22 protein-coding genes are annotated in these 26,413 nt (G+C 66.0%); 5 read left to right on the top strand and 17 right to left on the bottom strand.

The features are described from left to right. Positions 1-17 precede the first annotated feature (17 nt). The 13 genes from ftsZ to mraZ form a co-directional block, all read right to left on the bottom strand. The gene (ftsZ, locus tag AOP73_RS08060; protein ID WP_061964530.1) at positions 18-1,205 is read right to left on the bottom strand and encodes a cell division protein FtsZ; all 1,188 of its coding nucleotides are present in this window, start codon (positions 1,203-1,205) and stop codon (positions 18-20) included. Between the two features lie 165 nt (positions 1,206-1,370). Next, positions 1,371-2,585 (bottom strand): cell division protein FtsQ/DivIB, encoded by a 1,215-nt coding sequence (locus tag AOP73_RS08055; RefSeq protein ID WP_152650579.1) that lies wholly within the window; start codon positions 2,583-2,585, stop codon positions 1,371-1,373. Beyond that, positions 2,582-3,997 carry a UDP-N-acetylmuramate--L-alanine ligase gene (gene murC / locus AOP73_RS08050; RefSeq protein WP_061964526.1) on the bottom strand — a complete coding sequence of 472 codons (1,416 nt, stop codon included), beginning with the start codon at positions 3,995-3,997 and terminating at the stop codon, positions 2,582-2,584. Before murC ends, AOP73_RS08055 begins: the two co-directional genes overlap by 4 nt. Then, the gene (gene murG / locus AOP73_RS08045) at positions 3,994-5,112 is read right to left on the bottom strand and encodes an undecaprenyldiphospho-muramoylpentapeptide beta-N-acetylglucosaminyltransferase (RefSeq protein WP_084626673.1); all 1,119 of its coding nucleotides are present in this window, start codon (positions 5,110-5,112) and stop codon (positions 3,994-3,996) included. The genes murC and murG overlap by 4 nt, the downstream gene beginning before the upstream one ends. Continuing rightward, positions 5,105-6,319: an FtsW/RodA/SpoVE family cell cycle protein gene (locus tag AOP73_RS08040; RefSeq protein WP_061964524.1), complete on the bottom strand. Its 1,215-nt coding sequence runs from the start codon at positions 6,317-6,319 to the stop codon at positions 5,105-5,107. Before AOP73_RS08040 ends, murG begins: the two co-directional genes overlap by 8 nt. A gap of 9 nt (positions 6,320-6,328) precedes the next feature. Next, positions 6,329-7,708: a UDP-N-acetylmuramoyl-L-alanine--D-glutamate ligase gene (murD, locus tag AOP73_RS08035; RefSeq protein WP_061964522.1), complete on the bottom strand. Its 1,380-nt coding sequence runs from the start codon at positions 7,706-7,708 to the stop codon at positions 6,329-6,331. Next, a complete protein-coding gene (gene mraY, locus AOP73_RS08030; protein WP_061964520.1) occupies positions 7,690-8,772 on the bottom strand; it encodes a phospho-N-acetylmuramoyl-pentapeptide-transferase in 1,083 nt (360 codons plus the stop codon). The genes murD and mraY overlap by 19 nt, the downstream gene beginning before the upstream one ends. Beyond that, a complete protein-coding gene (locus AOP73_RS08025) occupies positions 8,769-10,253 on the bottom strand; it encodes a UDP-N-acetylmuramoyl-tripeptide--D-alanyl-D-alanine ligase (protein WP_061964518.1) in 1,485 nt (494 codons plus the stop codon). The genes mraY and AOP73_RS08025 overlap by 4 nt, the downstream gene beginning before the upstream one ends. Beyond that, positions 10,250-11,854, bottom strand: coding sequence for a UDP-N-acetylmuramoyl-L-alanyl-D-glutamate--2,6-diaminopimelate ligase (locus AOP73_RS08020; RefSeq protein WP_061964970.1), 1,605 nt, complete (start codon positions 11,852-11,854; stop codon positions 10,250-10,252). Before AOP73_RS08020 ends, AOP73_RS08025 begins: the two co-directional genes overlap by 4 nt. 11 nt (positions 11,855-11,865) lie before the next feature. Beyond that, complete coding sequence (locus AOP73_RS08015; protein WP_236683533.1) at positions 11,866-13,659, bottom strand: peptidoglycan D,D-transpeptidase FtsI family protein; 1,794 nt, start codon at positions 13,657-13,659, stop codon at positions 11,866-11,868. 4 nt (positions 13,660-13,663) lie between these two features. Next, on the bottom strand, positions 13,664-14,077 hold the full coding sequence (gene ftsL / locus AOP73_RS08010; protein WP_061964517.1) for a cell division protein FtsL: 414 nt from the start codon (positions 14,075-14,077) through the stop codon (positions 13,664-13,666). Then, entirely contained in the window at positions 14,074-15,060 is a 987-nt protein-coding gene (gene rsmH, locus AOP73_RS08005; RefSeq protein ID WP_061964515.1) for a 16S rRNA (cytosine(1402)-N(4))-methyltransferase RsmH, read from the bottom strand. The genes ftsL and rsmH overlap by 4 nt, the downstream gene beginning before the upstream one ends. Positions 15,061-15,183: 123 nt before the next feature. Beyond that, positions 15,184-15,651, bottom strand: coding sequence for a division/cell wall cluster transcriptional repressor MraZ (gene mraZ / locus AOP73_RS08000; RefSeq protein ID WP_061964513.1), 468 nt, complete (start codon positions 15,649-15,651; stop codon positions 15,184-15,186). A 197-nt stretch (positions 15,652-15,848) separates the two neighbouring features. On the opposite strand from mraZ, the gene AOP73_RS07995 reads away from it, so the two are divergent. The 3 genes from AOP73_RS07995 to AOP73_RS07985 are packed head-to-tail and all read left to right on the top strand — an operon-like array spanning position 15,849 to position 20,361. Then, positions 15,849-16,880, top strand: a complete 1,032-nt coding sequence (locus tag AOP73_RS07995) for an AAA family ATPase (protein ID WP_061964511.1) — start codon at positions 15,849-15,851, stop codon at positions 16,878-16,880. Beyond that, the gene (locus AOP73_RS07990; protein ID WP_061964509.1) at positions 16,877-18,166 is read left to right on the top strand and encodes a DUF58 domain-containing protein; all 1,290 of its coding nucleotides are present in this window, start codon (positions 16,877-16,879) and stop codon (positions 18,164-18,166) included. The genes AOP73_RS07995 and AOP73_RS07990 overlap by 4 nt, the downstream gene beginning before the upstream one ends. Continuing rightward, positions 18,163-20,361 (top strand): transglutaminase TgpA family protein, encoded by a 2,199-nt coding sequence (locus AOP73_RS07985; RefSeq protein ID WP_061964507.1) that lies wholly within the window; start codon positions 18,163-18,165, stop codon positions 20,359-20,361. The genes AOP73_RS07990 and AOP73_RS07985 overlap by 4 nt, the downstream gene beginning before the upstream one ends. A gap of 35 nt (positions 20,362-20,396) precedes the next feature. On the opposite strand, the gene AOP73_RS07980 is transcribed toward AOP73_RS07985, so the two are convergent. Continuing rightward, complete coding sequence (locus AOP73_RS07980; RefSeq protein WP_061964505.1) at positions 20,397-20,786, bottom strand: SCO2097 family morphological protein; 390 nt, start codon at positions 20,784-20,786, stop codon at positions 20,397-20,399. A 138-nt stretch (positions 20,787-20,924) separates the two neighbouring features. Between AOP73_RS07980 and AOP73_RS07975 the strand changes: the two genes are divergently transcribed. After that, positions 20,925-21,698 carry a spermidine synthase gene (locus tag AOP73_RS07975; RefSeq protein ID WP_061964503.1) on the top strand — a complete coding sequence of 258 codons (774 nt, stop codon included), beginning with the start codon at positions 20,925-20,927 and terminating at the stop codon, positions 21,696-21,698. 198 nt (positions 21,699-21,896) lie between these two features. On the opposite strand, the gene AOP73_RS07970 is transcribed toward AOP73_RS07975, so the two are convergent. Continuing rightward, on the bottom strand, positions 21,897-22,100 hold the full coding sequence (locus AOP73_RS07970) for a cold-shock protein (protein ID WP_061964501.1): 204 nt from the start codon (positions 22,098-22,100) through the stop codon (positions 21,897-21,899). Positions 22,101-22,244: 144 nt separating this feature from the next. After that, complete coding sequence (locus AOP73_RS07965; RefSeq protein WP_061964499.1) at positions 22,245-23,171, bottom strand: PAC2 family protein; 927 nt, start codon at positions 23,169-23,171, stop codon at positions 22,245-22,247. A gap of 133 nt (positions 23,172-23,304) precedes the next feature. Between AOP73_RS07965 and AOP73_RS07960 the strand changes: the two genes are divergently transcribed. Beyond that, entirely contained in the window at positions 23,305-25,518 is a 2,214-nt protein-coding gene (locus AOP73_RS07960; protein ID WP_152650612.1) for a HelD family protein, read from the top strand. A gap of 25 nt (positions 25,519-25,543) precedes the next feature. Here the strand turns inward: AOP73_RS07960 and AOP73_RS07955 are convergent, their stop codons facing one another. Further along, positions 25,544-26,347: a hypothetical protein gene (locus AOP73_RS07955; RefSeq protein WP_061964495.1), complete on the bottom strand. Its 804-nt coding sequence runs from the start codon at positions 26,345-26,347 to the stop codon at positions 25,544-25,546. Positions 26,348-26,413: the final 66 nt, after the last annotated feature.

Below are 26,413 nucleotides of genomic sequence, written 5' to 3'. Positions count from 1 at the left end.
CTAGCGAGACCCGCGACTCAGCGCAGGAACTCCGGCACGTCAAGCGCGTCGTCCTCTTCCTTGGTCGCCGAGATATCGATCGCGTCCGTCTCCGGCGCGGCCTCGTGAGAGGAGGCCGCCTGCGGTGCGGAGTGGAACGTCACCGGGATGGCGTCGGCCTCGATGGGGGCGTCGACGGGCTCAAGTTCGGCAGCGGTGACCGCCTCTCCCTGTCCGTCGACGCTGCCGAGTGCTCCGTCGTGCTTGCGGAAGGGAGGGGATCCGCCATCAAATCCGGCGGCGATAACGGTGATGCGTAGTTCATCGCCAAGCGAGTCGTCGATCACGGTTCCGAAGATGATGTTGGCCTCGGGGTGTGCGGCCTCGCGCACGAGGCGGGCGGCCGTCTCCACCTCCCGAATACCGAGGTTAGACCCACCGGCGACCGAGAGGAGCACGCCGTGGGCACCCTCAATGGAGGCCTCGAGGAGCGGCGACGCGATGGCGCCTTCGGCGGCTGCGAGCGCGCGACCCTCGCCGCGCGATGAGCTGACTCCCATGAGGGCCGTACCAGCGCCCTGCATGACGGACTTCACGTCATTGAAGTCGACGTTGATGAGGCCGGGCGTGGTGATCAGGTCAGTGATGCCCTGAACGCCGCCCTGCAGCACCTGGTCAGCTGCGGCGAAGGCGCCCAGCACACTGAGTTCCGCGTCCGCAATGTCGAGGAGGCGATCGTTCGGGATCACGATGAGCGTGTCGACCTCGTCGCGAAGCGCCTTGATGCCGCTGTCCGCCTGGTCCGAGCGGCGAGCGCCCTCGAAGCCGAACGGGCGGGTCACCACACCCACGGTCAACGCGCCGAGGCCACGTGCGATGCGAGCCACGACGGGTGCGCCACCGGTTCCGGTACCGCCACCCTCGCCGGCGGTGACGAAGACCATGTCGGCTCCGCGCAGGGCCTCCGCGATCTCCTCCTCGTGGTCCTCCGCGGCGCTTTTGCCCACCTCAGGGTCGGCGCCAGCGCCGAGGCCCCTGGTGAGCTCGCGGCCGATGTCCAGCTTGACGTCGGCATCCGACATCAGCAGGGCCTGGGCATCGGTGTTGATCGCGATGAACTCCGCGCCCTTGAGTCCCACGTCGATCATGCGGTTGACGGCGTTAACGCCACCTCCACCGACGCCGACGACCTTGATGGCGGTGATGTAATTCTGCGGTGCAGCCATGATGTTCTCCCCTAAACATTAACCCTCTACCTGAAGGTTATAGTTATGTCAACTAGATCCACCATGAAGGTACGTCCAGGGCGCGGACGAGCGTCGCATTGACGCGCGTGTCGCCGATAATCGTGCCGCGATTTCCTTGCCGCCCCGCGCGACCCACCTAGGCGACTACTTAGATGTGATGGGCAGCGTCGGAGCGCTGACGTCGATGACCTTGGCGTCATCCGCGTCGCCCGAATTCAGCAGCACCTCGAGCACCCGTGCCTTGAGCGCAGACTGCTCCGAACTGCCCCACTCGACCCGCGGGCCCTTGCGCAGCGTGAACGTGACGGAGTCCTCGGTTGCGGCCTTGATGTTGTCCACGCGTCGGCTCACCTCAACGGGCAGCTGGTCCACCACACCGAGCACCGACTTCAACACCCGCACGTGATCCTCCCCTACTGGCACCTCAATCGCGGGCAGGTTGTCGGGAGCCTCGTCCGAGCGGCCCACTTGCACGGCCTCGTCGTCGATCAGCAGATACCCACCCTCGGGGTCGGGCACCGCAGCGACGGGTTCGCGCGACTCGATCGTCACGGCTAGGCCCGCCGGCCACTCGCGCTCGATGTGCACCGCCCTGACACCAGGGACGTCACGAATCTCGTTCGCGAGGTGGGTGGTATTCAGCAGCGCGAGTGAGGTGCCCTCGTGAGTCGCGATTGCGTCGTTGACCGCGGCAGGATCAACGACTGTCCCGAATCCGCTGGCCTCCACCTTGGTCGGATCCAGCGCGAAAACCGGAGACAGTAGCAGCAGCCACACGGCGAGCACGGCGGCGCCCACGTAGGCAGCTCGCTTGGCCCACGTGATGAGCAGAACTCGGTTCTTGGCCTTGGACCGTTCTCGCAGGCGCTCCTGCATGCGCGTGGTCACGTTGCCGAGCGCGGTCTTCGAATGGTTGATGGTCGCGGCCAGCGGAGACAGCGTCTCGGTCTCGCCCTTGTCGACCGGACCCTTGCGAATCTGGCTGGACGTGACAATCGCCACGCGTGACCATGCGCCAGGAGTCTTAGCGTCGGAGCCCTCCTTGCCCCCCTCGGACGGCCGCGGCGCACTGGGAGGACGGGCAACAATTCTGGTGGTGCTGACCGGCACCGAGTCCGTCGCGGGCGATGCCGTGGCTTTGGTCTTCTTGGGCGCCCGCCGTGGCATCGCCGGCTTGCCGGTGCGCGGCTTCGCCGCGGGGCCACTCGTGCGAGGCGCCGCAGGTTTGCGCGAACTAGCGGGGGTGGCCTTGGGCTTCGCCTTGCGCGCTCCCCCGCCGCTGGGCGCGGCGGGACGTTGCTTGCCACCTGGGGCAGGGCTCGATTGCTGGGGTGACGGGGGCCGGCGCTGATCAGTCACTGGTCACCGCCATCGCTGGCGTTGGGTTCCGCGGAACCTCCTGCCGAGCGTCGCTCGAGCGCGCCAAGGATCCAGTCGGCCGCGAGGGTCACGGTGCCCGAGCCCACGGTCAACACGGTGTCGCCCGGTCGCACAAGATTCGCGGCCACGCCGGCGGCGTCGGCAAGATCCTCGACCACCGTCACCGTCGAGCCCACACCCGGTACCACCTGATCGGCGATGAGTTGCGAGTTCACCCCCTCGATGGGGTCCTCGCGATCACCATGGACACCAGCGATCACCACGTCGACGTCGTCGAGCGACAGGGCGTGCGCAAAATTGCCCGAGTGCGCCTGCGTGCGGGTGAAGAGCGCCGGCTGGAACAGCACCACCATGCGTCCCACGCCTGATTCGCGAGCCGCGCGAAGCACCGCCGTCACTTCGGTGGGGTGATGCGCATAGTCGTCGATAACCTTGACGTCGTCCACGATGCCGCGCAGCTGATAGCGCCGACCCGTGCCTGCAAACGTAGCGAGCGCCTCGGCGGCACGATCCGGGTCAGCGCCCACCTGAGTGGCCGCAATCCAGGCCGCCGCCGCATTGAGTCTGTTGTGGTCTCCGGGCATCGTCAGCGCAGTCAGGAAGCTTTCCCCGTCGCGCGTCATCGAGGCGTCGGCGACGATCACGTCGCTGTTGGCGTCGTGCCCATAGGTCACCACAGCATCGGCCGCGTGGCCGGAGGCGTCCGCGATGCGCACGGCATGCTCGTCATCGCCGCACACCACAAGGGTGTTGGCCGCCGTCGCGAACGTCGCGTACGCGTCCTCCATTGCCTCGGCGGTGCCGTAGTAGTCCAGGTGGTCGGGCTCAACATTGAGAAGGATCGCGACGTCGGCGTCGTAGCGCAGAAACGAGCCGTCGGACTCATCTGCCTCGACTACCGCGATGCCCGAGGTTCCGGCGTACCCGCCCGCGACCGCGCCCTCGATGCCGAAGACTCGTGCGCCCACCGCGTAGCTCGCGTCGATGCCGCAGTGGTGCAGCACGTGCGCCACCATGGCCGACGTAGTGGTCTTGCCATGCGTCCCGGCAACCGCGATGATTCGCTGACCCTCGAGCGCACGCACCAGGGCTTCCGAACGGTGCCACACGTCAATTCCGAGCTCGCGCGCGCGGGCGAGTTCGGGGTTGGTCTCCCGAATCGCGGTCGAGACCACGACGGCCCGTGCTCCCTCGACGAGCGCCGGGTCGTGCCCCACCCGTACGTCCATGCCGGCGTCACGCAAGGCGCGGAAATAGGCGCTCTCGCCCCGGTCCGAGCCGCTGACGTCGTAGCCACGGGCGGCGATGAGGCGAGCGACCGCGGACATTCCGGAGCCGCCCACGCCGATGAAGTGAACTCGGTCGGCCGTGGTCGCGTTGTCCTGACTCACGCGGCGGCCTCTTCGATCATGTCCGCGAGCCGGCTCGCACCGTCAGCGATGCCGACCGTGGCTGCGGCCGCCCGCATGGCTGCGGCAACCTCGGCGTCCAGCACCATGCGCTCGGTTGCAAGCACGAGCTTCTGAGGAGTGAGGTCACCGTCGTCAATCAACTCGGCGGCGCCTGCGTCAACCGCGCCGCGAGCATTGAGGGCTTGTTCCCCGTTGCCGTGCGGCAGCGGCACGTAGAGCGCGGGGATGCCCATCGCGGTGGTCTCAGCGACGGTGCCGGCTCCGCTTCGGCACACCACGGCATCGGCTGCCGCGAGCGCGGTGGCCATATCGTGTAGGTATTCATGAACGGCGTAGCGATCACGCACCGTGGCCTTCAGATCACCCTTGGCGCGCAGCGCCTCGTCGTCCTTGCCCCGGCCCGTCGCGTGAAGGACGTAGAGGCCGTGGTCCAGCAGGGTCGGCACGGCATCCACCACGGCGGCGTTCACGCTTGCGGCGCCCTGCGACCCGCCGGTGACAAGCACCACCGGCGCGTCCTCGGGCCAGCCCAGGGACTCGCGTGCCGCGGCGCGCGCAGCCTCGCGAGACGTGGGATCGCCCAGCGTGCGGGCGAGCTCGGTAATCTCGGGGCGCAGAGGCAACCCGGTCTCAACAGCACCCTCGAGAGGCGTGTCCGCGAACGTGACTGCGACATGGGACGTGAATCGCGCGCCCAGCTTGTTGGCCATGCCGGGACGGACATTGCCCTCGTGCACCACCATCGGCACCTTGAGGCTGCGGGCCGCGACATACGCGGGAGTCGAGACGTACCCTCCGAACCCCACCACCACATCGGCGTCGGTCGAGCGAATGGCGTCCTTGGCGGCGCGAACGGCGGCATTCCAGCGCCCGGGAAAGCGGAACATGTCTCCCGAGGGACGCCGCGGCATGGGCACGCGCGGCACCACCAGCAGGGGCAGGCCGGCGCGTGGCACCAGGTCCTGCTCGAGACCCTCGGCGGTACCCAGCACGGTCACGGAATGCCCACGGCGGGTGAGTTCGGCGGCGGTCGCCAGCAGCGGGTTCACGTGCCCGGCCGTGCCACCCCCTGCAAGCAGGAAGGACTTACCCACGGCGCCCCCTCGACAGCACGGTGAGTGAACGCTTGATGACCGAAGGACGCGCGGCGAAAGCCTCCTGGGCGCCCGGTTCGTGTCTGGCGAAGGCCATGAGCACGCCCAACGCAGTCATCGACATGATGAGGGACGACCCTCCCGAGGAGACGATGGGCAGCGGCACCCCGGTGACGGGAGCGAGCCCGACCACGACGGCGATATTGACGCAGGCCTGACCCACGATCCAGACGCCGATGGCCGCGCCGGCGATCTGTACAAAGGGATCGCGCGAACGGCTGACGATGCGCGTGACCGCGATCACGATCATCGCGAACGCGAGCAGGACCAGCACCGTTCCGATGAGGCCGTACTCCTCGCCGAGGACGGCAAAGATGAAGTCGTTGTCCGCGGCGGGTAGGCCGCCCCACTTCTCGCGGCTCATGCCAGGGCCCAGGCCCCACAGGCCACCGGAGGCGAGCGCCCAGGTTCCGTGCGTGGTCTGCTGACACGCGGCCTGAATGTCGCAGCCCTCGGGCTTAAGGAACGTCTGGATACGGTCAAGCCTGGTATCGCCAATATTGATCAACGCGAGCACCCCCACGCCGCCCAACACCGCGAAGAGACCGAAGAATCTGGCGGGCAAACCGGCCACCCAGTACGCGGCGGCGATCATCATGGCCATCACCATTGCCGTGCCCATGTCGTGTCCAGCAAGCACGAGAGCCAGGACGATGCCGGCGCCGATTCCCCCTGGAACCAGCGCGCGTTTGAGGTTGGTGAGTTCGTTGCGGAAGGTGGCGAGCACGACGCCCAGATACAGGGCAATCCCGAGCTTGCCGATCTCGGACGGCTGCATGGTGATCGGTCCGACCTTGAGCCAGTTCTTGTTACCGCCGGACGACGTACCGGCCACGTACACGAGCATGAGGAGCGCAATCGAGCCGAACAGGATCCACGGCGCGAGGCGCTTCCACGTCTTGACACTGAGCCGGGAGCCGATAATCAGGGCCACCAGGCCCACGGCCATCGCCATCGCCTGAACCATGAAGAGTGCATAGGGGTTGCCGTCGGTCTGGCGGATCGACAGAATCGACGAACTCGACAGCACCATCGCGAGGCCAAGCACCACGAGGATGGTGGTCGCGGCGACCAGCAGGTAGTAGGAGGTGGCGGCCGAGCGCGTAGGGGATGCGGCGGCGTCACGCTTTGATGCGGTTGCCGTCATGCCCCAGTCCTAACTCCCTAGCGCCTCCACCGCCTGAGCGAAGGCTTCCCCGCGATCCGCGTAACTGCGGAACTGATCCATCGATGCACATGCCGGAGACAATAAGACTGTGTCTCCCGCCCGTGCCACGTCGCGCGCGGCCTCAACTGCCCGCGCCATCACAGTGTCCCCCGGTTCAATGCGCGTCACAGGGATATCTGCCGCGTGTCTTGCGAGCGCCTCGCTCAACGGAACTGGGTCGACCCCTATCAACACCACCTCACGCACGCGCGCAGAGATGGATCGGATGAGGTCGTCGAACTCCTGATCCTTGTCCAGCCCGCCTGCGATCCACACCACAGACTTGTCCTCGCGTCCTCCGAAGGCCGCGATCACGGCGTGGGCGTTGGTCGCCTTCGAGTCGTCCACGTACGTCACCCCGTCCAGCTCCCTCACGGTGGCGGTGCGGTGAGCATCAAGAGCGAAGGCGCGCAGCCCGTCACGTACGGCGGACGTGGGCACCCCCGCGGCTCGCGTGAGGGCCGCCGCACATAACGCGTTGAAAATGAGGTAGGGCGGGACGGCACCAGACACCAGGTGCTGGAGGTCATCGACGTGGCCGAGTTCGAGCGCCTCGGTGCGGCGGTTGTCGGTAAATGCTCGCTCGCACAGGACGCCATCCACGACGCCAAACTGCGAGATGGCCGGGGCTCCAAGGGTGACGCCGATGGCGCGGCAGCCGTCCTGCACGTCGGCATCCGCGACCATGGCCTCGATGCTGGCATCGTGCGCCGGATACACGCACGCCTTCTCGACGTTGCGGTAGACGCGGGCCTTGGCCGCGCGGTAGTTCTCGAGGCCACCGTGCCAGTCCGTGTGGTCGTCGTCGACGTTGAGTGCGACGGCGGCGAGCGGCGCGATCGTGGAACTGAAGTGAAGCTGCAAGCTGGCGATCTCCACGGCCACCAGATCGTGTTCCTCGCGCCCCGCGGCGATGACGGGTACGCCCATGTTTCCGCACACGGCGACGTTCAGGCCCGCGGCCGATGCGATGGCGCCGACCATCTGCGTCGTGGTGGTCTTGCCGTTAGTACCGGTGATCAATACCCACGGCACACCCGCCCGGCGCACGCGCCACGCAAACTCCATCTCGGACCAGATTTCCAGCCCTGCAGCCTCGCACGCCAGGACGGCCTCGCTGTGCGGCGAGAATCCGGGGGACGCCATGACGACGTCGAACTCGGCGAGGTTGACCTCGTCGGTGCTCGCAGCATCGGCGTTGCCGTTGGAATCCACCGTGGTGACGGTCGCGCCAAGGTCCAGCGCTGCCGCGCGGGCGGAGGTCCCGGCGACGCCCACGCCCAAAATCAGGACGCGCTTGTCAGCGAGCGTCACAGCGAACTGACCCATTCCGCGTAGAACAGCCCCATGCCGATGCCTGCACAGAGCCCCGCGATGATCCAGAAGCGGATCACGATGGTGACCTCACCCCAGCCCATGAGTTCGAAGTGGTGATGCAGTGGAGCCATCTTGAAGATGCGCTTGCCCGTGAGCTTGAAGGACGCGATCTGTAGCACCGAGCTCATCACGATGATGACGAACAGGCCGCCGATGATGCCACCCAGGATCTCGGTGCGCGACACGATGGTGAGACCGGCGATGGCGCCACCGAGGGCGAGCGATCCGGTGTCGCCCATGAAGATCTTTGCTGGGCTAGCGTTCCACCACAGGAAGCCGAAGCACGCACCCGCGATGGCCGCGGACAGAATAGCCAGGTCTCCCGGGTCGCGAACCTCGTAGCAAAGACTGCTGCTGTCGCTGAGGCCGCAGATTTGATTGCCCTGCCAGATGTTCAGCAGCACGTACGCCCCGAAGAACACGATCGAGGCGCCGGTGGCCAAGCCATCCAGTCCGTCGGTCAGGTTGACCGCGTTTGACCAGGCGGTGATGAGGAAGTTGGACCACACGATGAAGAGGATGAGGCCCACTGCGGGTCCCCAGTACGCGAGGTCGAGCGCCGTGTCGCGCAGGAACGAGATGGACGTCGAGGCGGGCGTCAGCCCTTCACCGTTGGGGAACTGCAGCGCGAGGATGCCGAACGTGATGCCGACGACGCCTTGACCAAGAAACTTCCAGCGAGCCCTCAGCCCAAGCGAGCGTTCGCGAGTGATCTTGATGCCGTCGTCGAGAAAGCCCACGAGGCCGAGGCCCACCATGAGGAAAACCACCAGCATCGACGATGCATTGGGTAGTTTTCCCGTGGCCAGGTTGGCCACCAGCCATGCGATGACCGCCGCCAGGATGATGACGATGCCACCCATGGTGGGGGTGCCACGCTTGGTGTGGTGACTGGCGGGACCGTCCTGGCGAATGAACTGGCCGTATTGACGCCGTGTGAGGTAGCGAATGAGCAGGGGCGTCCCCAGTAGGGACAGCACCAGCGAAATCGCTCCCGCAGCTACGACCGCTCTCATTCATTCACTCCCACAAGTTGGTCGGCTAGCTTCCACAGTCCCGCACCGTGCGAGGCCTTCACCAGCACGGTGTCTCCGGCGGCCAGACGCTCGTCTACAAACGTGCGGGCCTCCTCAATCGTAGCGACCCAGGCGGCCTCGTCGCCCCACGACCCCTCGCGCACGGCGGACGTGAATGCTGGTCGTGCGCCGTCGCCAACGACCAACAGGTGGTCGACGCCCAGGCGCACCACGTCAAGTCCGATGTCATTGTGCGCGTCAATCGACGCCTCGCCCATCTCCAACATCTCGCCGATGACAGCGAACGTGCGTCCCTGGGATCCGACAGCCATCAGGGCGCGCAGTGCCGCGCGCATGCTCTCGGGGCTCGCGTTGTACGAGTCGTCGATCACGGTGACCCCATCCGCGCGAGTGGTGACCGCCATGCGGTGGGCGGACAGGGGCCGGGCGGCAGCCACCGCATCGATCGCCTTGTAATACTCCATCCCGCACGTCAACCCCACGGCAATGGCCGCGAGAGCGTTGGTCACATGGTGCTCGCCCACGAGTCCCAGGTGGATCGCGTACGGCACGGCACCGTCGACAAATCCGTCGCTGGCAGAGCCTCCCCCACCCTGACCGGGGTCATCCGGGTCGTGGAAGCTCGCGCTGGACGCGAACGATGCCTGCACCATGGGAGTGAATTCCGCACGGCCGTCGACCAGGCGCGCACGCGAGGCGATCAAACTCACCTCGGCGTCCTCTGTCGCGCCAAAGGTCCGCACCGTCAGACTCTTGTCGTGCACGGCGGGCACGTCGCGCATGCCGGCCACGCGACCATCGTCCGCGTTGAGCAGCACCGTCCCCCCGGGGATCACACCGTCGATGATCGTCGATTTTTCCGCGGCCAACGCCTCGATATTGCCGTAGCCACCCACGTGTGCCGATCCCACAGTGAGCACCACCGCGATGTCGAGCGGCGCGATCGACGTCAGGTAGGCGATGTCGCCGGGCGCGCTCGCGCCCATTTCGAGCACCAGGTGGCGCGTCGAGGCGTCCGCACGCAACACGGTCAGCGGTAGGCCGATCTCGTTGTTGAAGCTACCTACGGGCGCCACCACGTCGGGAAGCACCTGGGCCAGCAGGTCTTTGGTAGTGGTCTTGCCGTTCGAGCCGGTGATGCCGATCACGGTGAGGTCCCCCTCAACGCGCAGCAGCGCAAGGTAGGCGCGAGCCAACCGGCCCAGAGCCTCAGTGACGTCGTCAACCATGATGTGAGGCGCGCCCACTGGGTGCTGCACAAGGCACAGGGTCGCACCGGCCGCGATGGCCTGATCCACGTAGTCGTGGCCGTCCACCCGGTCGCCGATGAATGCCGCGTACAACGCCCCGGGCTCGACATCTCGGGTGTCCTTCTCCACGGAATCGACGCGCACGTCCACGTCAGCGACGAGCGTTCCGCCCACGGCATTCGCCACCCACTGTGCCGTCAACTGCCTCATGACTCTCCCCCGGTGCTAGCGCCGTGACTGCCTGTGCGGCCGGCGACGATGCGTTCGTGTGCCTGCAGGTAGGCATCGCGATCGTTGTAGCGGTAGAACACTCCAGCGATCTCCTGCGTGGGCTCGTGGCCCTTGCCTGTGACAATGACGGTGTCTCCCGGTCCACCCAGGCGCAGCCCGAATTCGACGGCGGCGACTCTCGGCTCCACCTCGTGGACGTCCGTGAGATCCGGGCGCACCTGCTCGATGCCGGCGCGAATCGCCGCGCGCACGGCGGCGGGCTCTTCCGAGCGTGGGTTCTCGTCTGTGAGGACGATGACGTCGGCTAGCCGGGCGGCAATCTCGCCCATCACTGGCCGTTTGCCTTGGTCTCGGTCGCCGTCGGATCCGAAGATGAGGATCAGCTTGCCGGGTGTGATGGGTCGTACGCCCTCGAGTGCGAGCGTCAACGCATCGGGCGTGTGGGCGTAGTCGACGATCGCCAGCGGGTCGACGTCGCTGCGCTCGATGACGCGTTCCATGCGGCCGGGAACGCCGTGCGCGGTGGAGACGCCCTCGATCGCGGCAGCCAAGTCGATGCCCGCGGCGTGAGCGGCGACGATGGCGACCATAGCGTTCGACACATTGACGAGGCCGGGCAGCGGGCTGTGCGCTTGGTGGAGCACGCCCTGCGGGTCACGGAAGGTGAACCGCGAGCCCACGCCGTCGAGCCCAACGTCCGCGTCGGTCACAGCCCAGTCGGCCGATGCCGCTGCGGCGAGCGCTTCCTCGTCACCGGTTCGATCGGGACGTGTCGCGACTGTCTCGACGGGGATCTGCACCTCGCGTGCGAGCTGCCTGCCCCACGTGTCGTCCACGTTGATGACGCCGCGCCGGGCACGGCCGGGGGCGAAGAGCTTGGCCTTCGCCTTCAGGTAGTTGTCCATCGTGCCGTGGAAGTCCAGGTGGTCCCACTGCAAGTTGGTGAAGACTGCCACGGAGAAGTCTGCGCCGCTAATGCGCTCGAGCTCGGCGGCGTGCGAGCTCACCTCGGTGATGGCGGCTGTCGCGCCCTCCTCCCGCATGCGGGCGAGCAGCGCGTGCAGCACCGGCGCCTCGACCGTGGTGCGTGGGCTCTCGATTGCTTGATCGCCGATGCGCAGCTCGACGGTGCCCATCAGGCCCCGGTGCGGGTGCGCTGCGGCGAGCGCGTTGTCGATGAAGTAACTAGTGGTGGTCTTGCCGTTGGTGCCGGTGACACCCACAAAAACGAGATCATGTGACGGATCACCGTAAATCAGCGCCGCGGCCTCGCCCATGGCGAGCCGCGCATCGTCCGCCACGAGGACCGGAACTCCAATGTCAGCCAACTGTGCTGCACCGGCCCCGTCGGTGAGGATAGCCACGGCACCACCGGCCACGGCATCGGCCGCATAGACAGCACCATGGCGGTTGAAGCCAGGGAACGCCCCAAAAAGGTCTCCCGGCGCGACGTGTGTGGAATCGACAGTCGCCCCCGTCACCAGGACAGCCGCTGATGGGGTGTCGAGCTCAGCAATGCCGGCGCGGTTGGCGACGTCCGCCAAGGGGGTGGACGGAACACTGGCGGGCCGTAGCGCCATCTCAGCCAAAATTACTCCCAGGTGGTCGGGTACAGCTTGGCGGGCGTGCCGGATGGCGGCACACGCAGCGCCTGCAGTGCGAAGGTGGAGACATCTTTAAACAGCGGTGCTGCGACCTCACCACCATAGATCGAAGTCTTGGGCTCGTACATGATGACCGACACGACGATACGCGGGTTGTCCGCGGGGGCGACGCCCACAAACGAGGCGATGATCTTGGTGAGCTTGCCGCTGGCATCGGCGGCCTGCGCCGTACCCGTCTTGCCGGCTACTCGGTAGCCCTCGATCTGAGCGTTCTTGCCGGTGCCGTCCTCAGTCACGTCCTCGAGCATCAGCATGAGCTCCGACGCCGTCTTCTCCGACACCACCCGCGTGGGCTCGTCCAATTCGCGCGGCGTAAACGTTCCGTCCGGGTGCTGGAGACCCTTGACGATGGTGGGCTGCAGGCGCACGCCTCCGTTCGCCACCGTCTGGTACACCTGTGCGGTCTGCAGTGCGGTCACCGAGACTCCCTGGCCATAGAGCACCGCGTACTTGGTACGACCGTCCCACTCCTCCCAGGGGTGCAGGATTCCGCCGGACTCGTCGGGTAGACCCACATTGGTGGGCTCTCCAAACCCGAATGCCGTCAAGTACTTGTAACGGGTTTCCTGAGAGAGCTTTTCACCGATCTGCACGGTGCCCGTGTTGGACGAGTGCACCAGCACTCCCGCGAGCGTGAGCTTCTGAGTACCGGAGTCGTGTGAGTCGTGGAACGTCTGGTTGTTGGGTGTCGTGTACTTGTAGGGCGCCTTGTACTCCGACAAGGGCGTGGCGACACCTTCCTCGAGCGCCGCAGCCATGGTGATCACCTTGCCGGTCGAGCCCGGCTCGAAGACTGTCGACACGGTGCGGGCACCACGGGCATCCGCCTTGGTCGCGCCGGGGTCGTTCGGATCCACTGAGCCGGAGTCGACCAGGGCCAGAATCTCCCCCGTCTGGACGTCCTCGACGGTGACCATCGCACGCTCGGTACCGGTCTTCTTGACTGCGGCCTCGACGAGCTTCTGCGTCTGCCACTGGATGTCACGGTCGAGCGTCAGCACCACAGTCGAGCCGGGGACCGCTGGAGTCTCCTCGTGCGTGCCGGTCGGGATGATGGTGCCTCCGCCACCCTTCTCGTACGTGATGGATCCTGGCTTGCCGAGCAGTTCGTCCTCGTACTCGAGTTCCGTGCCTGCCGCGCCGCGTTCGCCTGGGCCGTCGGCGCTACCTGCGACAAAGCCCACCACGTTGCCGGCGATGTCGCCGTTCGGATAGATGCGCTCCGAGGTGGGTTCAGGCTCGATGCCGTAAATGTTCTCGTCCTGGATCAGTTCCCAGGTCTCGGGGGTGATGTCTTTGGCGATGTACTTGAAAGTGCTGTCGCCGACCATCTGAGCGGCGAGCTCAGATTCCTTGAGCCCCAAGATGGGAGCCAGAATCTTGGCGGCGTCGAGCGGCCCCTCGGCAACTACCTGCTGATTCTCGGTGCGCTTGAACTGGGCAATGAGCTTCTGGTTGACGCCAACGTTGTACCGCTTGACCGAGGTTGCCAGGACCACACCGTTGCGGTCGACGATGTCTGCTCGCTCGGAGTCGACCTCGGTAGTGACGAGCCGCGAGGCCAGCGCCTCCTCGGAGAGTTCAGCGGCCTGGACTCCCTGCACGAGCACGAGTCGACCGGCGAATACCACCAGCAACGCCAGAAGCAGCACCGCGAGGATGCGCTGGCGTTTGACGGGCTTGCCTACGGTCGGTGCGACGGAGCGCTGAGCCGATGCCATCGATCTACTGCCCCTCCGACTCGAGTACAACCGCATCCTTGAGAGAGACAAATCCCAATGTCTCTGCGGGAACCATACCCATGTCGGCAGCCTCATTCGCTAAGAATTGCGGCGAAGAGTTCGATTCGAGTTGCGTGACGAGCGAAGCACGCTCCTGGTGCAGGCTCGCGATCTCGATCTTGAGGTCGCGGCGCTCGTAAGCGCCACTCGCCATCGTGGTGTTGAGAATCAGCACCGCCACCATGGACCCAAGCACGATCGAGACGCACAACCAGGCGAACGGCACCATCGATCGCACCTGCTCGGGAGCAGCGACGGCACGCAAGTGCTCGCGGCGGCGTGCGGCTTGCCTCGGGCTTGCCTGGGGCGCCCCCGCGCGCGCCGAGGAACGCTGCTGTCGCAACGGTGCTGCACTCATGCTGTTCTCCTCAGTCGCTCGATGGGGGTGAGACGGGTACGTTGCGCGGCCCTCAGCCTCACGGGCTTGGAGCGAGGGTTGTCTTCGGCCTCTGCCTCGGTGGCCATCTCCGCGCCACGAGTGAGGGCCTTCAGGTACGGCTGGTCCTCGTCGGGAATGACGGGCATCCCGGGGGGCGCGGAGGACACGACGCCTGCGGCGAAGGCCTGTTTCACAATCCGGTCCTCGAGGGAGTGATAGGACATCACCACAATGCGGCCATCGACCGGGGTGGCCTCGATTGCCGTGGGAATGGTTCGCTCCAATACCTCAAGCTCGCGGTTGACGGCAATGCGCAACGCCTGGAACGTGCGCTTGGCCGGATTGCCGCCCTTCGCGCGCGCCGCGGCCGGAATCGCGACGCGGACCAGTTCGACCAGGTCAGCGCTGCGCGTCACCGGCTCGGTCTCGCGCCGGCGCACGATGGCCCGGGCAATACGTGGAGCGAAACGCTCCTCGCCGTACTCGCGGAAAATGCGGGCCAGGTCTCGCTCAGGAAGATCGGCAAGAAGATCGGCGGCCGTCACCTCATCGTCGCGATTCATGCGCATGTCCAGCGGAGCATCCTGCGCGTAGGAAAATCCGCGATCGGCCTCGTCGATCTGCAGCGAACTGACGCCCAGGTCGAGTAGAATTCCGTTGGCGGTGGTCGCTCCCACGAGCGAGAGGGCACCCGCAATATCGTCGTACTCCGCGTGGTGGGCCACAAAGCGGTCGCCAAAGGGCGCGAGACGCTCGCTCGCGAGCGCGATCGCATCGGTGTCACGGTCAATACCCACGACGGTCACGTGGGGACAGCGTGTCAACAGTGCCTCGGTGTGGCCGCCCATGCCCAGGGTGCCGTCGATCGCAATCGAGCCGGGCGCCTCCAGCGCTGGGGCAAGGAGATCGACGCAGCGCTTTAGCATGACCGGCTGGTGCCGGGAAGCTGCGCTGTGTGTCATTGCCCCTCCTTGCTGGTTCGTGTTGGTGTACATGGGCGACATGTCCCGAGGTCTCCCTCCGGCTCTCTGTCGGGGGGAAGTCCGTCAGAGCGGCGCGGGAGGAGGCCACGGGGCATGTCGGTGTTACATGTCGTCAAAAACTTCTGCTGCAGTGGCGGCATATTCGTCCTCGCCGCGCTCGAGGTACTCGTTCCAGGCGTCGATGTCCCAGATCTCCACGCGTGAGCCCAGGCCCACGACTGCGACCTCACGGTCGATGCCCGCGTACTTTCGCAGCGGCTGCGACAGCAAGATGCGCCCCTGCTTGTCGGGGATGTCGTCGGAGGCGTAGCCCAGGAAGTTGCGCAGGTAGTCACGCGCATTCTTGTTCTCGAGCGGCGCCTTGCGCAGGCGGTCGTGGATGCTCGCGAACTCGTCAAGCGGGAACAGGAAAATACAGCGATCGAGTCCGCGCGTTGCCACGAGCCCCGAAGCGAGGCGGCCACGGAACTTGGCCGGCAGGATCAGGCGGCCCTTGTCGTCCAATTTGGGCGTGAACGTGCCGAGGAAGACCCCGGTAGGGCCCAACCCATGTGCGGTTGTCTCCGACACGTCCAATCACCTCCCCAACGCCACGACTCGCCAGTTGTCCCCACATTACTCCACTTCTCTCCACATTTGGGGGGATTCGAGAGAGTTGACGACCAATCCCAGGCATATATCCAGGTAACTCAGCAGTTAATTAAGTGGAGTGACATTGTCACTTGCGCGTATCGCATAGGCTCGTGGGGTTACGTAAAGGAGCGCACATGTCACAGCCGCTGCCCACTGAGGCGGAACTGACCGAGGTTGCGGACGTCACCTCGCAGATCCGGGAGTCGATTTCCACCGTGCTCTCCGGCATGGACACGGCAGTTACTGCCACCCTCGCGACGATGCTCGCCGAGGGCCACCTCCTCATGGAAGACGTCCCCGGCGTGGGAAAGACCACGCTGGCCCGAGCACTTGCCGCGAGCATCGACTGCTCGCTCGGACGCTTGCAGTTCACGCCGGACCTACTGCCATCCGACGTCACCGGTGTGAGCATTTTCCGTGCGGCCGATGCGTCGTTTGAGTTCCGCCCCGGCCCCGTCTTCGCGAACGTCGTCATCGCGGACGAGATCAACCGCGCGTCGCCCAAGACTCAGTCCGCACTACTCGAGGCGATGGCCGAGCGGTCCGTGACGTCCGATGGCACCACGCGCCCCCTTCCCCGTCCTTTCCTGGTGGTGGCGACGCAGAACCCCATCGAGATGGAAGGCACGTACCCCCTCCCCGAAGCACAGCGCGATCGCTTCATGGCGCAGGTCTCGGTTGGTTACCCCTCACCTCAGGACGAGATGTCGATGCTCGAGTCCCACGACGGCGTCGACCCCCTCAGCCTTGTCACTCCGGTCGCAGACACCGAGACGATTGCGCGCTTGGTCGACATCGCGCGGCGGGTGTACACGGCGCCAGCCATCAAGCAGTACATCGTCGACCTGGCCACGGCGACTCGCACGGACGGCGCTCTCCGCCTGGGCGCGTCGCCGCGAGCGGCCCTTCAGCTCCTCGCCGCCGCGAAGTCACGCGCAGCGATGGCGGCCCGCAACCACGTCTTGCCGGATGACATCAAAGCGCTCGCGGTGCCGGTCTTTGCCCACCGTCTGATCTCGTCGACCGAGGCGCGCCTCGCCGGGCGCACGTCCGACCAGGTCATCCGCGAGATCCTCGCACGTACCGCCGTCCCCTCCGAAGCCCGCGACGTGGCTCCGCACCGTGAGAGGGCGTTCACCCGCACCCAGGCCGCGCCAGCACAATGAAGCGACGCCGCTCTCGCGACCTGGGGACCATCACCGTGATGACCCCCCGGGGCATCGGCATGGGAGCATCCGGCGTCGTGATCGTGATCCTCGGCATCGGCCTCGCGAGCCCCGTACTCGTCTGGATCGGCGTGTCGATGGCCGCCACGGTGCTCATCGCAGCAACATGGCTGCTCGCCTCCGTGGCAATGTTCCGCCGGAGATTCCCCGATGCGTGGCGGACCGTTGTCCCCCATCCGTTGTCTGCCGGCGGTAGCGGAACCGTCAACGTCAGCATCCGTACCGCGCGGCACCGCCAACGACTCGGCATAAGCAACGCCCTAGCGTCCGCCCTCGACGTACGCGAGCAGGCAGCGGCGGAGCTCACCGGGGGGCTCTCCACCAAGGCCACGGTCGGCCGCTCCGCCGAGGAGCTACGCCTCGACTATCAGGTGCATCCCTCCCTCCGTGGCCGGTGGCCGCTCGGACCCGCGCTCGTTAAAGTTTCCGAACCGCTCGGCATGATGTGGGCGGACGTCGCCGCCGGCAGCGTCGAACACGTACCCGTCTGGCCGCGCATCATCGACCTCACGGCGGCGACCGGCGCGTTGATGGGTCAGGCCGATCAAGTGGTGCTGGGGGCACGTATGCCTTCCGCCGACGACTCATCCCTACGGGACTATCGGGACGGCGACGACCTTCGCCGGGTGCACTGGAAGAGCACCGCACGGCGCGGAACCATGGTGGTGCGTGCTGACGAGCGAGCCGGCGTCAGGCCCGCCACTGTGTTGCTGGACCTGCCCGTCAACCCGGTTGCCGCCGAGTGGAGCATCAGTGCCGCGGCATCGGTCGCGGTTTCCGTGCTCGCGTCTGGTCACCCTGTGCGCCTCATCGGCTCCAATGCTCCCCCGGAGGTAGGCGAGGTCAACGATGCCCACAATCACGACAGCGCCCGCTCTCGAATTCTCAATGCGACACTCGACCTTGAGGTGCCGCTTAGTCGCGAGAACGCACTCGACCACACCCGTGCCGCGGTCCGGATTGCGACCCACGAGGCAACCCAGGGAGAAGTCGTCATCGCCGTGTGCGATCCGCTCGCGGACGACATCCTCGCATCGCTGGTACCGCTGGGCGAGTCCGGCCGCGCGTGGGCAATCGTGCGCAACGGCGACGGCCCTCGCCACGACGAGCGTGCCGAGAATACCGCCGCAACGCTCAACAGATCCGGCTGGAAGGTGGTCACGGCGTCGGTGCGAGACGACTTGGCCTCCGTGTGGACTGAACTTGTTGCCGGAGGGTCGCAATGAGTCGCCGCCCTAAAAACTCACGCGCGTCACGCGCTAACCGACCCTCATGGCTCGTCACTATTCTGATCGCCGTCGCTGCCCTGCTCGGGCTGGGCGGACTCTCCGTCATGATCCACTACGACACGTGGTTGCGCACCGTAGTGGTGACCGTCCTGGCGGTTGCCGCCGTGGTGGCATTCGCGCGGACTCGGACGGCGTCCAGGTGGGTTCCGACTGCCATCGGCGCGGTCGCCGCGTTCATGTTCATGATCTGGGACTTCGCGGCCCGTGAGGATGGGTCACATCACACGTTCCCCACCATTGGCGCGTTGCGAGACCTCGGGGCCGCCCTCGGCCAGGGAATACATCACGCCGAGGTGTCGACCATTCCCGTCACCGCGACACCAGGGTTCGCGGCGATCATTGCTGGCTCGGTGCTCGCGCTGTTCCTGGTCAGCGAATATCTCACAGTCTCGTGGGGCCTCACCGCGACCGCCGGCATTCTGCTCCTCCTCGCGTGGCTCCCGGCCGCGATACTGCAGCACCAGGTTTCCATCACCCTGCTCGTGGCTGCCATTGGCTGTTGGGTGGCAGCAATGGTGCTGACCCGTGCCCCCACGGGGCGAGGTCGACCCAACACTCTCACCGGTGCAGCGGTGACCGCTGGCGCGGTGGTGGCGATTGCTGCGCTCGTCGCCCCCCTGGGCGTTGGGGCCCCCGGGTGGGGCATGATCCCTCGATTCGAGGCACCGGGTGGCCTCGATGGCACCACACGCCTCAACCTGGCGCTCGACCTGCGCAGCTCGCTCACCACGAAGTCAGGAACCGCCGTCATGGTCTACGCGACCTCGGGCTCGCGCCCCGAGGCGCTTCGCCTCTACACGCTGACCGACTTCGACGGCAATTCGTGGGAGCGCGACGAGCCGATTGACGAGTCAGTGCCGGCGACCGACGGCGTGTTGTGGCCCACAGCGGTGGACGACTGGTCTGGCCGCAATCGTGAACGTCTCGACATTCAGGTCCGCTCACTTTCCGAAAGCAACCTGCCGCTGCCCACCGCTCCACGCACGGTGGACGTGGGCCCCGGGTGGTCGTACGTACCCTCGCGTGACGAGGTCACCAGCTCCGACAAGACCACCAACGGACTGACCTACTCAGTGGTGACCGACCTGGACTACCACGACAAGGATTCACTGATCGAGGAACAGGGACAGATCGACGAGGGGGCAGACGAGGGTCTCGACCCCCGCTACCTCGAGGTGGCACCGGACATCGATCTCGACCGCGTGCACACTGTGGCTCAGAACGTGACTGACCGGGCGGACACGCGCTATGCGCAGGCACTCGCGCTCCAGCAGTATCTACGCAGTCCGCTCGACTTCACCTACGACACCACGGTGAGTCCCACTGGCGACGATTCGGTGTCGGAGTTCTTGGACGCACGGTCTGGATACTGTGTCCAGTTCGCCACGACGATGGTGGTCCTCGCGCGCTCACTCGGCATCCCAGCCCGGCTGGCAGTTGGCTTCCTCGGTGGCACCGTCACGGAGGATGAGACGTATGTGGTCCGTGGTTCAGATGCACACGCTTGGCCTGAGCTCTACTTCGCGGATCAGGGATGGGTGCGCTTCGAACCGACTCCTGCGATTCAGACCGGCACGCCGCCCATCTACGCGGACCCCACGCAAGGCATCAACGAGCCCGTCATTAACCTCCCCGAGGGACGCGCGCCGGAGAATCCCGGCGATATCTCCAACCCTGATCTGGGCGTTGACCCCGGCAGTAGCGTCGACACCACCGCCGCTCCGGTGACCAGCTGGTGGGCGGTGGCCGGCCTGATCGTCGTAGCTCTCGCCGTGGCCGCCGCCTTGTGGTGGCGCCACAGGGTGCGCCCCGTTCATGCCCTGACAGAGCCCGAGCGCGCCTGGCGCATCCTCTCCGACCGACTCGCTCCGCGCATCGGCTGGCCGGACACGCTCACACCTCTCGAGGCACCCACACACATTGACGAGGGTCTGCGACCACTACGCACTCGCCTGAGCGACGACGCACAGGCCGCGTTGGCACGGGTATGCGGCGCAGTGTCAGACGCACGCTACGGCTTTACCGGTGACGCCACCGGCACAGATCACGCCGACAGGTCGCTGGGGACGGACGCCCGCCTCGTGGCGACCGAGGTCGAGCAGGCAATCAAAGGCAAGCCCGTCTCGAAGTAAAAGATGGGGGCCAGCGGAACTGACGAACTGCGTGCTTAGAGGTCGCCCTCTTCGCGGCGGCGCTCAAAGCGGTCTTCGACGCGGCCCATGAAACCCTTGTGATCCTTGGTCGCGGTCTTGGGAGCGGGGCCCTTGGCATCGTCCGCCCGCGGCTCAGCCGCCTTGGAGGACGTTGGCTTGCCGCCCGTCAGTCCCCAGACTGCGAACCCAAGCATGATGGCAAAGCCGGCGATGCCGAGCAACGTCAGCTGAGTCATCACTCCTGCTAACACCACTCCGAGGCCAGCAACGACACCAAACACGGCCCACGTGAGGTGACCGCGAGACTTCTGTCCGCGAGACATGGCGTGACCCAATTTGGGGTCGGAGCCGAGGTCGTGCTCGAGCTGCTCAAGCACGCGCTGCTCATATTCTGAAAGCGGCACCGTGACCTCCTTAGGTTCCTGTGCGGATAAGTCTAGTTGATATTTTGCGCAGACACTAGACCGATGTGAGCACGGTCGTAGGCGGAGCGGTGAGCACTCTTCTACGTTCGCCATCACGTCGGGTCTACAGTGAACGCCATGGCCCGCCGCGCACCCACAGTGATTGCCCCGAACACACCTCGCAACACTCCGATCGCGATTGGCTCGGGGACCGTCGAGTTGCGTGACGAGTCTGATGGGTCAACGACTGTATGGGTCAATAATGTTCCCAGTTCGAGCATGCGACCTGAAGTGGACGTGCTCGACTTCGAATACATGCGCCATATGGCGGCTGCGATCGCCGCGTGGGCACCGTCGGGTCGTTGGCTCGCTCTCCACGTGGGCGCGGCCGCATGCTCACTCCCCCGCTACCTGGCTCACGCCTACCCAGAGTCTGGCCACATCGCCGTGGACATCGACACCTCTCTGCCCGAGCTAGTCCGCGAGTGGTGGGACCTCCCTCGCGCGCCACGCCTGCGCATCCGTGCGCAGGACGGGCTCGACGCGGTGGCCAGTCGCCGCGACGACAGCCTCGACCTCGTGGTGCGCGATGCCTTCGCGGGCGATGCCACCCCCAATCATCTCGCCGACGCCCACTGGTGGGAGCAGGCCCGTCGGGCTGTGCGCGCGTCCGGATTGGTGGTCGCGAACGTCGGTACCCGCCCGGGCACCATCATGGGCCGCGACGACGCTCGCGCGGCCCGGGCCACGTTCAACGACGTCATTGCCGTGGGCGAACACGCGGTTCTCAAGGGCAAACGACGTGGAAACGTGGTGGTGGTGGCAGGCGACGCGATCGACTCGCGAGCGCTAGCGCGGTACGCGGCATCGGCGCCGCTGCCCACGGGTGTCGACCCGGGCTGGAACCGCTAGCCCCCTCCCCTGGGTCGCCACCGCATCGTCCGCGGCAGTGCTCCACCCTTGGCAGAAAGACAAAAATGGCCGCTCTCCCGAAGGAGAGCGGCCATCGTTGCGCGTAGTCACGGCACGAGTGCCACGAACTACAAATGCCTGTATTCAGCTGGCGTCGAGCGGGCCTAAGCCTGCGTCAACTGCCAAGACTGAGAAGACTTAGAGGGGACGAACCTGCTCGGCCTGGGGACCCTTGGGGCCCTCGGTGACCTCGAACTCGACGCGCTGCGCCTCTTCGAGGGACTTGTAACCGTCGGTCACGATCGCGGAGTAGTGCACGAAAACGTCGGCGCCGCCGCCGTCCTGTGCGATAAATCCGTAGCCCTTTTCGGCGTTAAACCACTTCACAGCACCCTGTGCCATTTTTAATTCCTATCTGTACTGCCCGGAGACGGGAAGCAACGACACCATGTCCCTGCTTGTCGCCGCAATGCTTTGTTCCACGCCCGGAAAGCCAGACAGGTTTCGCACACTACGTTCTTGCAACCAACCCAATTGTGTCACGTTTTATGGATTTGGGGGGAAGTCAGGCCGTTGTTGTTCAAGAAATTGCTCAAATGCCGCTCCGAGCTCGTCCGCGGAGGGCAGCGAACCGTCCATCGGGATGACTCCTTCGCGAGACTCAACCAGCGCGTCGTACTGCCTTTCAAGCTGTTCAACCAGGCCTTGAATCTCCTCCGACTCGGCCATCTGCCGGTTAATCTCCTCGGTCGCCGTCGACGCGGCATCGTCCAGATCGCCGGTGGAGAGGACCAGTCCCGAGACGTCCTCAATGGCGCGCATAGCGCGCTGGGCGGCCTGGGGGTACGAGCTCTGAGCCAGATAGTGAGGCACGTGGATCGCCACGCCTACCGCGTCAAGATCCCATTGGCCGAACCGGTATTCCATGAGGTTTTGTGAGGATGCAGGCACTTGAACAGTGCCGAAGATGCTGGGCGCGTCAGGCAGGATCTCTTGACGGGTTCCGTGCACCGTCGCGATCAGCGGCCTGGTGTGCGGTACTCCCATGGGGACACCGTGGGTGCCCAGAGTGAGACCGACGCCAAGGGTGTCGACGATCTCACGGACCGCTCGAATGTAGCGCTCCCACTGCACGTCGGGCTCAAACCCGTGCAGCAATAGGAACGCGGTTCCCTCGGCATCGGTCACCATGTCCAGTTCGAGGTGCGGTTCGTCGTAATCGGTCCACTGATTCACGGAGAACGTCATCTCAGGACGGCGCGACCGGTAGTCGAGCAGTTGATCGATGTTGAACGTCGCGACGCGCACGGGTTCGCTGTGTTCGAGTACGTGGTCGGCGACGTGTGCGCCAGCACGGCCAGCGTCAATAAACCCACGCAGCGAATACATCAGCACCGCGGAACCGTGTGACGACCGTGCTGTCCACGCCTCGACGCCTTGCGGGTCCCACGTCAACAGAGAAGTGTCAGTCATAACCTCATTGTTTCACGGCATCCCCGGCCGGGGGTCAGACCTCGCTGCGAGCGAACGACCAACCGCCGCTGGTCGCCACGCTCGAGCATCTTTGCGATAATGGTCAACTGTCTCGGCGACTTACGTGACGAAGATGCAAGGGGTGAAGATGCACGAGGACAACGCGGTGAGCACTGACCGGCGCGGACTCGCTGGCGAGCAAGAGGTCATCGACGTTCTCTACTCCCGTGTGGATACCTTGCGCGATGAGGCCGACGAACGCCTGACAGAAATACGACGCACAGGCCCCAGTGGCTCCCCACAGAATCGCTCCGAGCGCGACGCGTTCGCCACACTGTACGAGGACCGCATCGCCCAGTTGGATGCAGTGGAGGATCGGCTCTGCTTTGGCCGCCTTGACCTGCGCGACGGCGACCATCTGTACGTGGGCCGCATCGGGCTGTCCGACGCCGACCACGCCCCTCTGCTGACGGACTGGCGCGCCCCAGCCGCCCGCGCGTTCTACTCTGCCACCGCGGCGAACCCTGGGAATGTGGTCAACCGTCGACACCTGACCACTCGCCGCCGTGTTGTCACCGCCGTCGAGGACGACGTGTTGGACGTCGAGGCGCTACGCGAATCCGGCGCCGATGCTGCCCTCGCTGGCGAGGGAGCGCTGCTCGCCGCGCTAGGAGAACGCCGCACCGGACGCATGGGCGACATTGTCGCCACCATTCAGGCTGAGCAGGACGACGTGATTCGAGCGCCGATGCAGGGGGCGCTGGTCGTTCAGGGTGGCCCCGGCACGGGCAAGACCGCCGTCGCTCTCCACCGCGCCGCATACCTGCTGTACCACCACCGTCAGCAACTCGAGAGCCGAGGCGTGTTGCTCATCGGGCCGTCGCGGTCCTTCCTGAACTACATCGACCATGTGCTGCCGTCGCTGGGAGAGACCGGCGCGGTCAGCACCACCATGAGTGGGCTCGTCAAGGGCGTTGATACGTCCACCATGGAGGGCGACGAGATCGCGGCTCTCAAGGGCCGGACCGAGATGGCTACGGTGATTCGCAGTGCAGTCCGCGAGCGCCAGCGCCTCCCGCGTGCCGACCAGGAATTCCGCCTCGACGGGCGCACGGTTGTCATCCGCCGCGCCGACGTCAAGGACGCCCAGGCGCGTGCACGTCGCGACGGCAAGCCTCACAATCAGGCCCGCAAGGCGTTCGCCAAGGACATGATCGGTCGCCTGACCATGCAACTGATGGAGCAGCTCGACCACTCGCTCGGCGACGACGACCGCGCCGAATTCGAGCGCGACGTCCGTGACGACAAGAACATTCGCGTCGCCATCAACCTGTGCTGGCTGCCGGTCTCCCCCGTTCAGCTGTTGCGCGATCTCTTTGCCAAACCACACCTGCTCGATTACGCCGCGCAATCCCTCTCGCCGGTCGAGCGCTCACTCCTCATGCGCGCCGCTGACGCGCCTTTCACCGACGCCGACGTGCCCCTGCTGGACGAGGCCGCCGAGCTCCTGGGCGATATGCCCGGCTCGAACAAGCGCACCCGAGACGAGGCACCCTCCGCGGAGGAGGTCCAGTACGCGAAGGACGTGCTCGACAGCTTTGGCGCGGAAAGCATGATCAAGGTGGATGCCGAGGTGCTGGCCGCCCGCATGCAGGCCGGACCCGGACGCATGTCTGTCGCGGAGCGCGCGTCCGGCGACCGCCGCTGGGCCTACGGCCACGTCGTCGTCGACGAGGCCCAGGAGATTTCGCCGATGGGCTGGCGGATGCTCCTGCGACGATGCCCCACAAGGTCCTTCACGATCGTGGGCGACGTCGCGCAGACGACAGCGAGCGCCGGCACCCGCTGGTGGCCGGAAACCATGGACCCCGTGTTCAAGGACTCGTGGAACCTTCGTGAACTCACCATCAGCTATCGCATTCCGGCCGGGGTGGCCGAGGTTGCTCAGTCGTTTGCCCGTTCTGCCGGCCTGCCGGTGAGTGACCTGACGGCAGCTCGTGACCTCGACGACTCGGTTGCTGTGACCCAGGACGCCGATGCCGTGACACGTGCCGTACGCATCGCCTCCGAGCACTCACGCGCGCTGGCGTCGACAGGGGGCGGACTGGTCGCGGTCATTGCTCCGGACGCACTGCTGGCCAAGGCCGGACGTCAATTCGTCGACGCCGGAGTCGAGGATGTCACCCTGGTGACCGCGCGCGGCGCCAAGGGGCTTGAGTTCGACGTGGTGGTGGTGGTTGAGCCGGCACAGATTGCTCAGCACCCCGGCGACCTCTACGTCGCGCTCACTCGCTCGACACGCCGCCTGGAAGTGGTCCACACCGGATCGCTACCTCTCGGAATGTAGCAACCCGGGCCGCCACCGACGCGGCCTAGACATCCTCACAGGGACCTGCCCCCGCGATGGCCAGGCCCTCCAGGTCGCCCCCTCCCCACGTGGTGAGTTTCGAGTTGGACGCGTTCATGAGTTCCGCCGTGTCGTTCACGTGGGCGAGCCCCACGACATGGCCCCATTCGTGCATCACAATGGCTTGGGCGAGATCGTCACCCCCGGGAACCGACATCAGCCGAACGATGTCCTCGCTGTCGAGCACGATCACCCCAGCGTGCAGGTAGCGCTGCGAGCCGTACGCGCCGTTGACCGCGCTCGATCCCCCCACCCCGGTCACCGCCCCGGCGAGGTCTGGGGTTTCCCCCTCCGTTGACCAGCCCACCACGACCGGTGCAAAGCGGTCGCCGTAGCGCTCCTGGAACAGTTCACGTTCAAAGTCCGCCGGCTCCGTGGTGGTGCCTTCATAAACCAACTCAATACCCGTCGCCGCGGCCACCGCATCGGCCGCGCTGTGAAGCAGCGGCTCGGCGCCCGGCGGCATCCCCTCCGGAGACAACACCCACCCAAGCGGACGGCAGGGGTCATAGCGCACGGGCCCGGCGTCGGGATCGTCGAACAGGAACGAGAACGAGCCCTTGCCCTGCGGAACAATGACCGCGCTGTGCCGTTCGGAGGGCCCGTCCGGCAACGGAATGGTGCGTTCAGCATCGCCTTCGATCACCGAGTTGCGCGGAGTGCCCAAGTGCTTCAGGTCCTCCAGTTCGATGCCCTGCCAACTTGCCATCGCCCACGCGCCCGCGACGGCGCAAGCAAGCATCGCGGTGACGTTCAAGGCACGGGACATAGGTCTAGCCTGCCACGGTCGCGCATACGAATTGGAAACGGCGGCAAAGTGCGAGACAATCAGCCA

Origin of the sequence: Demequina aurantiaca (genome assembly GCF_000975135.1) — a bacterium.
Classification (GTDB): Bacteria; Actinomycetota; Actinomycetes; order Actinomycetales; family Demequinaceae; genus Demequina; species Demequina aurantiaca.
The sequence above is the reverse complement of the archived record's forward strand: the minus strand, read 5'-3'. Positions and strand labels throughout refer to the sequence as shown.

Excerpts from the sequence above, each read along its gene's own strand:
- ftsZ (WP_061964530.1), bottom strand. The coding sequence starts at position 1,205 with ATGGCTGCACCGCAGAATTACATCACCGCCATCAAGGTCGTCGGCGTC.
- AOP73_RS08040 (WP_061964524.1), bottom strand. The coding sequence starts at position 6,319 with ATGACGGCAACCGCATCAAAGCGTGACGCCGCCGCATCCCCTACGCGC.
- murD (WP_061964522.1), bottom strand. The coding sequence starts at position 7,708 with ATGGGTCAGTTCGCTGTGACGCTCGCTGACAAGCGCGTCCTGATTTTG.
- mraY (WP_061964520.1), bottom strand. The coding sequence starts at position 8,772 with ATGAGAGCGGTCGTAGCTGCGGGAGCGATTTCGCTGGTGCTGTCCCTA.
- AOP73_RS08025 (WP_061964518.1), bottom strand. The coding sequence starts at position 10,253 with ATGAGGCAGTTGACGGCACAGTGGGTGGCGAATGCCGTGGGCGGAACG.
- AOP73_RS08020 (WP_061964970.1), bottom strand. The coding sequence starts at position 11,854 with ATGGCGCTACGGCCCGCCAGTGTTCCGTCCACCCCCTTGGCGGACGTC.
- AOP73_RS08015 (WP_236683533.1), bottom strand. The coding sequence starts at position 13,659 with ATGGCATCGGCTCAGCGCTCCGTCGCACCGACCGTAGGCAAGCCCGTC.
- ftsL (WP_061964517.1), bottom strand. The coding sequence starts at position 14,077 with ATGAGTGCAGCACCGTTGCGACAGCAGCGTTCCTCGGCGCGCGCGGGG.
- rsmH (WP_061964515.1), bottom strand. The coding sequence starts at position 15,060 with ATGACACACAGCGCAGCTTCCCGGCACCAGCCGGTCATGCTAAAGCGC.
- AOP73_RS07995 (WP_061964511.1), top strand. The coding sequence starts at position 15,849 with ATGTCACAGCCGCTGCCCACTGAGGCGGAACTGACCGAGGTTGCGGAC.
- AOP73_RS07990 (WP_061964509.1), top strand. The coding sequence starts at position 16,877 with ATGAAGCGACGCCGCTCTCGCGACCTGGGGACCATCACCGTGATGACC.
- AOP73_RS07985 (WP_061964507.1), top strand. The coding sequence starts at position 18,163 with ATGAGTCGCCGCCCTAAAAACTCACGCGCGTCACGCGCTAACCGACCC.
- AOP73_RS07975 (WP_061964503.1), top strand. The coding sequence starts at position 20,925 with ATGGCCCGCCGCGCACCCACAGTGATTGCCCCGAACACACCTCGCAAC.
- AOP73_RS07970 (WP_061964501.1), bottom strand. The coding sequence starts at position 22,100 with ATGGCACAGGGTGCTGTGAAGTGGTTTAACGCCGAAAAGGGCTACGGA.
- AOP73_RS07965 (WP_061964499.1), bottom strand. The coding sequence starts at position 23,171 with ATGACTGACACTTCTCTGTTGACGTGGGACCCGCAAGGCGTCGAGGCG.
- AOP73_RS07960 (WP_152650612.1), top strand. The coding sequence starts at position 23,305 with ATGCAAGGGGTGAAGATGCACGAGGACAACGCGGTGAGCACTGACCGG.
- AOP73_RS07955 (WP_061964495.1), bottom strand. The coding sequence starts at position 26,347 with ATGTCCCGTGCCTTGAACGTCACCGCGATGCTTGCTTGCGCCGTCGCG.